Here is a 6,686-nt window from a genome sequence, read left to right on the forward strand (position 1 = left end):
CGTGTTCCCACCAGATACCGGTCGGTGATCACACGGGTGAGCGTCACCGTGGACGGCGTCGGTGGTTCGGCCAGCAGGAACCGTCTCTCTCGCTCCACGCGTGCATATTCTCCCGGGCGCACCGACTGACCTTGGACCCCACCGGCCTTGTCCGTCATCAAGGCAGCTTCTCAGCTACCTCTGCCCCCTCGCCTCGCCCGGCCCTGCACCGGAATCCACGACAGCGGCGCCTGGCCGGGGCTGTCGTTGACGCCTCCGGGCAGGCGAGCGGCCCTGGAGTGGGCGCAACGGACGCTTCCCCTGCACGGTCACTCGGGTGGGCAGTCCCGCCAGGGCGCGGCGGACGGCGATCTCGTCGGAGGCGTCGTCGTCGGTCCGGCTGGCTGTTGGCCCCGGTGTTCGGCGAGTTGACGCAGGGTCAGGCCGCCGGGCCGCTGGTGGTGGGTGGGGTCGTGGGTGTCGTGCTCGTCCCCGGTGATGAAGCGAAGGAGCCGGGGGCGTCGGCGTCGGGGGGATGAGGCGGCGAGGGGCGACGAGGGGTGCTCAGTCGGTGTAGGGGTGGGTCAGTGTCATGGGTGTGCGGGCGATGTCGAGGGCTTGCTCGGGGAAGTGGGGGCCGGCGGTGTAGTAGCGGGCTCGGGTGCGTCCGACGGGTTCCAGGATGCGGGCGTGGACCAGGTCGCGCAGGTCGCGCTGGGCTTGTTGCAGGCTCAGTCCCTCGGCGTGCTCGTACCGGGAGCGTCGCACGCGGCCGGCCATGGCGACGTCGTGCAGTGCTGTCACGGTGCGCTCGTCCAGCCCTGCGCTCTGGGTGAACTCGGTCAGTGCGCCCCACACCCGTCCGGAGCGGTCGAGGCGGCCCTGGACGGTCTGGGCCTGCTGGTGGTAGGCGGTGAGGTTGAACCGGATCCAGGCGGAGACGTCCTGGTCGGGGCGGTACTTTGAGCCGCGGTCGGTGAGCTCGCGGTAGTACTCCCAGGTGTTGCCCGGACGCCCCAGCCAGGCCTCGATCGAGGAGAACTCGGGTGCGAGGACGCCCTCGCGGGCGATCAGGAGTGTCTGCAGGGAGCGGGACATCCGGCCGTTGCCGTCGGCCCAGGGGTGGATGGACACGAGGTGCAGGTGTGCCATGGCAGCCCGGACGAGCAGGTGGGTGCCGTCCTCGGCGTTGAGCCAGTCGACCAGCTCTTCCATCAGTGCGGGCACGCGTGCGGCATCCGGTGCCGTGTAGGCGGCGATGCTCGGATCCCGGGCGTCGGTGACGTAGACGGGCCCACGGCGCCACTGCCCGGCCGGCTTGCGGGCGCTGTGCCGGTGGCCCTGGAGCATCCAGTGCAGGGCGTTGAGCAGACCCTTGCTGTACGAGAAGTCCTCGACGTCGTGGAGCGTCTGGATGTACGTCATCATCCGCTGGTAGGCAAGCGTCTCCTCGCGGTTCTCCTCGGAGACCTCCACGTCTCGTTCCCCCTCCAGGAGGTCCTCGACGTCGACCGTGGCCACCTTGAAGCCCTCGATCGAGTTGGAGGCGGCCACGGCGTCGGCGGTGAGGAACTTCCGCAGCCCGGCGGTCCACTTGGCCGGAGCCGAGCGCACCTGGTGGCGCAGCGACGCCCGCATGCGGTCGATCTCGGCGAGCACGCGCGCGTCGTCCGCGGAGAGGGCAGGTGTGGGGTAGAGCATGCCACGACGATAAGATGACGCAATCATCACGTCAACCCTGGTCCCTGGCTGTCAGCTGCATCAGCCCGGCGCCGGCGTGCGCCAGGGGGTGCAGTGGCTCGCCCGCATGCCGGGTGTCGACCGCGTCTTCGGCTTGCCCGGGCATGGCTTCGCGCGGGAAGCGCCGCTCCCTGTGGGGGAGCTGAGCGAACTCGAGCAGCAGTGGGGCGTGCGCCCGCCCGGGGACTGCCGGGAGTTCCTCACGCCGGTCGGTGCGGGCGGGGCAACCCGAACGGCACCAAGGCCACCGTGCTCACGGCAACCGACGGGCTGGCCAGCCCCACCGCCACCGCCGTGCGTGGCACCGACCTGTACATCACCGACGCCGGCCTCGCCACCCCGCACCACGCGCAGCTGCAGGTTGCCCGGATCAACCCCGACGGGTTGCAGGACAGCTGACCGTGCAGCACCGCAACCACGGCCTCACACCACGCCGCTCCCCGGCCTCGCCGGGGGGCGGCGCCGGCCTGCAGGGGGGCTGCAGACCCACGGCCGCCCCAGGGGACGATGGCCGGGTCACGGCCAGCCGTGTCGCCGCTGCTCACCTTCAACCGGTGCAGACCAGCACGGATGTCCGTGTGCTGCCGCACGAGGCGGTCACGGCGGTTCGCATAGGCATCCCACAACTGCTCCTTCGACTGGTTCATCTTCAGCAGGGTGGGGAGGTAGAGGCCGCCGACTACGCGATCGCCGACCCGGGAGCTGGCATGGCCCTTCTGCTCCATGACCGACAGCAGATGCGTCACATTCCGGGTATAGGTTCGCATGTGCGTCTTGCCCGCCACAGGGTGACCTCCTCTTCGCCAGGAAGAGGCTGACCTCCATCGACGGCGGCGAGGAGCCGCTCGGCCTTGCGGGTCTGCTTCTTCCATTTGCTGTGCGCGCTGGTTGTGTCGCTGGACTTCACTTCGGGAGAAGCCGCGCTCCGCTGGGGAAGACCTCGGTGACGTCGAGGATGCGGATGACGGAGGTCAGGTCGTGCAGGAATCGAAGTTGCCGCGGTTCTTGATGTCGACGATCCGGCCGAGTTCGCGGTCCAGTCCGGCCTTGGCGATGAATGGGCCGGCGGGATCGTTGCCGGACAGGACGATGATCAACCGCCGGTCGCGGTGGTAGACGCGCCATGCCAGAGCATCGCCCACGGACCGCAGTTGGCGGATGACCCGCTCGGCGACCCGTCGCTCGAGGATCCACGAGTGCGGGTTCTGACTGTCCCGGCCGCAGACGAGCTGCCATGGGGGCGCGACGAGTTCGCGGGTGTCGTCGTCCGGTGGCCCGGGCCAGTCCGCCGGCTTGCGCGACTGAGTGCGGCTCAGCGCCCGTCCGATCCTGAAGGTTCAGCGGTACCACTGGGCGACTCCGCCGTGGTGGGAGCAGGCGCCTTGGTGGTGTGCGGCGAAGGAGAGGCTGCCGTCCCGGCACAGTGCGGTGGCACCGTTCGGGGCGGCCGTTGACCGCGGTGGGGTAGTCGCCGGCTGGGACGGGGGCGGGGCAGGGGACCGGGTGGTGCTCGGCGGGCCGGCCGGGGATGTGGTGGGGACGGCGCTGAGGGGTTCGCCTGCCTTGGCGGCGGCGATCTTGGTCTGGGCGGTGGCCAGGGTCATCGCTCCGCTGCACACCGCGTCGTGCAGGGTGTTCTCCAGGCGGTCGTCACGGGTGGCCCGGGTGAGTGGGACGGGGCGCAGGTTGGCGGGGTTGGCCGGGGCGCCTCCCAGTTCCAGCGGGATGATGTGGTCTTCTTCGTAGGCGCTGGGGCGCTGGTTGGGCAGGTGCGCGGCCGCGAGCTGGGCCTTCTTGAGCTGCTCGGTGTAGGCAGCGCTGGGGCGGATGGTGTCCGTCCAGCCGCCTGCGCAGATGGTCGCGGCGATCGTTGCCTGGGTGACGGCCGGGTTCAGTGCGGCGAGGACGAGTCGGTGCGCGGAGGGGGCGGGGGAGGACGCGCGGGTGGAGCGAGCCGGGCCCGGGCGCGTGGCCGGTGGCGGTGAGGACGTCGGCGTCGCCGTGGATGCGGCGTGGGTGGGCGTGGCATTGGTGCGACCGGGCGCGGAGCGCTGCAACGTGGACGGGGCAGCGGGAGGGGATGCCTGGCCGGTGACAGATGAAGAGGCGGGGTGCTTCGCTGGGCTGGCAAGGACGCCGACGATGATCATCAGAACGAGGAACGCAGCGGCGAGACCACCACAGCCCAGCCCCAGCTTCTTGCGCCGGCTCATCCTCGGCGACCGGCCCGTGGGCCCCGGAGATCGGCCCGGCCAGGTGTTCATGACCGCCTCCCGTCGGCAAGGGCAGACAAGATCAGCTTCTGTCCATCCTCTCCCCGGTCACGGGAGTAGACGACCGGGGGCACGGCACCGCCCGCCGCGCGCCTCCTTACCGGTGGGCCCGTTCCGCCTGTGGCTGGACGAGCTCATCTCCCACGACGCCGCCGGAGCCAGCGGCACCATCGCCGACATCGCCGAACAGCTGCGCAAGTTCGGGGTGCGGATGCACGTGTGGGGCTGGTGAATTGACGGGCAGTCAGTCAGGGCACCAGGTGAAGGAAGTCAGCGTGCCGAGGACGAACCGCACGGAAGTGACGGTGGTCCAGGGTGGCCACCCTCGTGATGCCGTAGACCTGCGCCGCGACGATAACCGAGGCGTCCGGCGTGCCCAGCGGGAACGACGCGTACTGCGCGACCTGCTCCGCCATCCGCAGCAGCTCCGCCGGCGCCGGGGCATGAAGCGCGAACAGGTCCTGCCTGGCGTGCAGCTCCCGCAGGAATGCGGCTTCCAGGTCGGTCCGCTGCTTTCTCTCCAGGAACAGACAGACCTCGGTGACCACCGGCAGCGGCACGACCACACGCTCCCTGCGGCGGCCGACGGCGGACAGCCACTCCAAAGACACCTTGTGGTGCTCATCCGAGGCGCGCATCAGCGCGATCAACGGGCCGGAGTCCATCACGGCCACCAGGCGACCTGCGCTCACGCGGCCGGAGTCTCCGTGCCGCTCCCGCGCACGGTCTCCTTGATCCGCTCCGAGAAGTCGGTTTCGGGGCCCTCCCAGGCCGACAAACTCCACCCCGACCAGGTCACCCTCCTCGACGCATTGGGACCGTGGCGATGACCGTCCGGGCGACGCCGGTGACGACGGTGTCCCGCAGTCGATCCGGCCTCCCCCGCGTGTGACTGATGGTCGGCGCGCGCTATGGCGTGGCCGTCATCGGTGCAGACGTTGAGCCGGATCTGTGGGGCGTGCGCGGAGGTGGCACCCGCGAGTGCACCGACGGCGGTGGCGCTCACCGCGGTGAGCGCGCGCTGACCGGAAGATGACGCGAGCCAACCCGTATGGGGAGACGGGGTCACGGTGGTGACCAGCCATGTCACCGGGATGCGTACTGATGAAAGGCGTACCCCCCGGACTGTTTGGCGAGAACGAGCCCTCACGCCGCCCGGGTTGATCCCGCCGGGCCGCTGGTCGTCCATCGTCGGCTCCCTGTTCGTCGTCCTTTCAGCGAGCGCCTGATGCGGCCCCGCATCGCAACCCGGCCTGCTGTTGCGATCCGCGCCGTTGAGGTGCCTTCTGGAAGTAGAGATCGCGCCTCGCGCTGCCAGACCGGTCGTGACCTGCGACTGCCATACGGAGTCTCCCCAAGGGGAGCCAAGATGAACGACTCGCACATCAAGAGCCAGCGATCAGCTGGGAAGCGCGCACGTAGTCCGGTGTCGGCAGCGGCGCTGACGGTGCTGGTGGCGGCCGGCACGTCCGGCGTGCTTGCCGCTTGTAGCAGTTCCTCCACGTCGAACGCGGTCTCCACGCCCACGGCAGCGAACTGGGAATCCTTCCGAGCGGCCTCGCAGCGGATGGTCCCGGAGCTGAACGCTATGAGCGGCACGCCATCCGCGACCACCGAGTCATGCCAAATGCTGGTCAAAACGGTCACCGACCTGAAGAACCTGCCCGACTCCCCGAGCGCTTCGGTGAATGCGGCATTCGACAAGCTGGCGGCGGATTTGAAGGTGGTCGCCAACGACTGTGAGCCGATAATCAACGGCACGGCCACCCAAGAACAGACCGCTCGTGTCGAGGAGGCAGCAAAGGCGGCAGACGCGGACGGCCAGAAGGTCGTGGAAGCCCTGGAGCAGGCCAATGCTCCGGGCGACATCAAGAGCCTGTGGGCCCCCTTCCTGCCGACCAGCAGCGCAACGCCGTCCCCATCAGGATCGATGGTCGGAGCACCGCCCGGGGCTCCAGTCCTTGGTACTCCCGCTGTCGGCGAGCCGTTCACGCTTACTACCACCTACGCTGGCCAGACCCAGCCATCTAAGCTCCAGATCACGGTCAAGCGCGTCACTTGCGGTAAGCCTTTGGATCCGGCAGTCACGAAGAACGCCGCCACGTCCGTCGGTGAGTCACCGTCTGCCGGGCCAACTCCTGAGGCGGGGAAGAAGTTCTGCGTCGTCGCCATGAGCGTGAAGAATGTGGGCAACAGCGAGACTTCCTGGGACTCTCAGAACACCGTCAGTCTCAATGTCGGCGCAGTGTTGTACACCGAATCGTCGAACGATTCAAGGTACTCCCTCGATTATGCCCAGTATTGGCACGGCCAGGGGCAAGACGGTCCGACCTTCGGTCTTCAGACGAATAGCCAGGGTCCTGAATATGGCGTGTTCGAAATCCCCACTGGGGACACGCCGACGAGCCTTTGGATATCATCGGGGGCTGCCATCCAAGACGGCGCCAAGCCAGGATACCTTGTTCAGCCGCTCCCGGTAAAATAAAATTAAGCGGAGGAGGAGTGGTTTGGGTGGGATATATCTCCCTCTTGAAATCTTGGCCGGTGACCCGTCACCATACCTTTCGACCAGTGCTGGCTGCAGCTGAAAGCGGATTCACTCGCGAGGTCAAGACTGCGGCCGACGGCCTGCCCAGCGCGGTTGTGGGGGACCGATAGCCTCGATGTTTCGTGACGGTCCGTCAGGTTCCCTGG

General features: G+C 68.6%; 7 protein-coding genes. 3 read left to right on the plus strand and 4 right to left on the minus strand.

The window, feature by feature from the left end:
* Positions 1-543: 543 nt before the first annotated feature.
* Complete coding sequence (locus tag ACFP3V_RS30585; protein ID WP_380590686.1) at positions 544-1,680, minus strand: Fic family protein; 1,137 nt, start codon at positions 1,678-1,680, stop codon at positions 544-546.
* A 288-nt stretch (positions 1,681-1,968) separates the two neighbouring features.
* Between ACFP3V_RS30585 and ACFP3V_RS30590 the strand changes: the two genes are divergently transcribed.
* Positions 1,969-2,118 (plus strand): hypothetical protein, encoded by a 150-nt coding sequence (locus ACFP3V_RS30590; RefSeq protein WP_380590689.1) that lies wholly within the window; start codon positions 1,969-1,971, stop codon positions 2,116-2,118.
* Between the two features lie 572 nt (positions 2,119-2,690).
* Here the strand turns inward: ACFP3V_RS30590 and ACFP3V_RS30595 are convergent.
* Together ACFP3V_RS30595 and ACFP3V_RS30600 are read right to left on the minus strand one after the other, a co-directional pair.
* Positions 2,691-2,861 carry a hypothetical protein gene (locus tag ACFP3V_RS30595; protein ID WP_380590692.1) on the minus strand — a complete coding sequence of 57 codons (171 nt, stop codon included), beginning with the start codon at positions 2,859-2,861 and terminating at the stop codon, positions 2,691-2,693.
* Between the two features lie 195 nt (positions 2,862-3,056).
* Positions 3,057-3,932, minus strand: a complete 876-nt coding sequence (locus ACFP3V_RS30600) for a DUF3761 domain-containing protein (protein ID WP_380590695.1) — start codon at positions 3,930-3,932, stop codon at positions 3,057-3,059.
* A 163-nt stretch (positions 3,933-4,095) separates the two neighbouring features.
* Here ACFP3V_RS30600 and ACFP3V_RS30605 point away from each other — a divergent pair, with 163 nt between their 5' ends.
* Positions 4,096-4,224, plus strand: coding sequence for a hypothetical protein (locus ACFP3V_RS30605; RefSeq protein WP_380590696.1), 129 nt, complete (start codon positions 4,096-4,098; stop codon positions 4,222-4,224).
* A 16-nt stretch (positions 4,225-4,240) separates the two neighbouring features.
* Here the strand turns inward: ACFP3V_RS30605 and ACFP3V_RS30610 are convergent, their stop codons facing one another.
* Positions 4,241-4,684: a type II toxin-antitoxin system VapC family toxin gene (locus ACFP3V_RS30610; protein ID WP_380590699.1), complete on the minus strand. Its 444-nt coding sequence runs from the start codon at positions 4,682-4,684 to the stop codon at positions 4,241-4,243.
* A 677-nt stretch (positions 4,685-5,361) separates the two neighbouring features.
* Here ACFP3V_RS30610 and ACFP3V_RS30615 point away from each other — a divergent pair.
* Positions 5,362-6,477, plus strand: coding sequence for a DUF4352 domain-containing protein (locus ACFP3V_RS30615; RefSeq protein WP_380590702.1), 1,116 nt, complete (start codon positions 5,362-5,364; stop codon positions 6,475-6,477).
* Positions 6,478-6,686 lie beyond the last annotated feature (209 nt).

It is taken from the genome of Streptacidiphilus monticola, from assembly GCF_042658505.1.
Taxonomy (GTDB): Bacteria; Actinomycetota; Actinomycetes; order Streptomycetales; family Streptomycetaceae; genus Streptacidiphilus; species Streptacidiphilus monticola.

Bases quoted from the DNA above. Each gene is read 5' to 3' on its own strand.
- ACFP3V_RS30585 (WP_380590686.1), bottom strand. From the start codon at position 1,680: ATGCTCTACCCCACACCTGCCCTCTCCGCGGACGACGCGCGCGTGCTC.
- ACFP3V_RS30600 (WP_380590695.1), bottom strand. From the start codon at position 3,932: ATGAGCCGGCGCAAGAAGCTGGGGCTGGGCTGTGGTGGTCTCGCCGCT.
- ACFP3V_RS30615 (WP_380590702.1), top strand. From the start codon at position 5,362: ATGAACGACTCGCACATCAAGAGCCAGCGATCAGCTGGGAAGCGCGCA.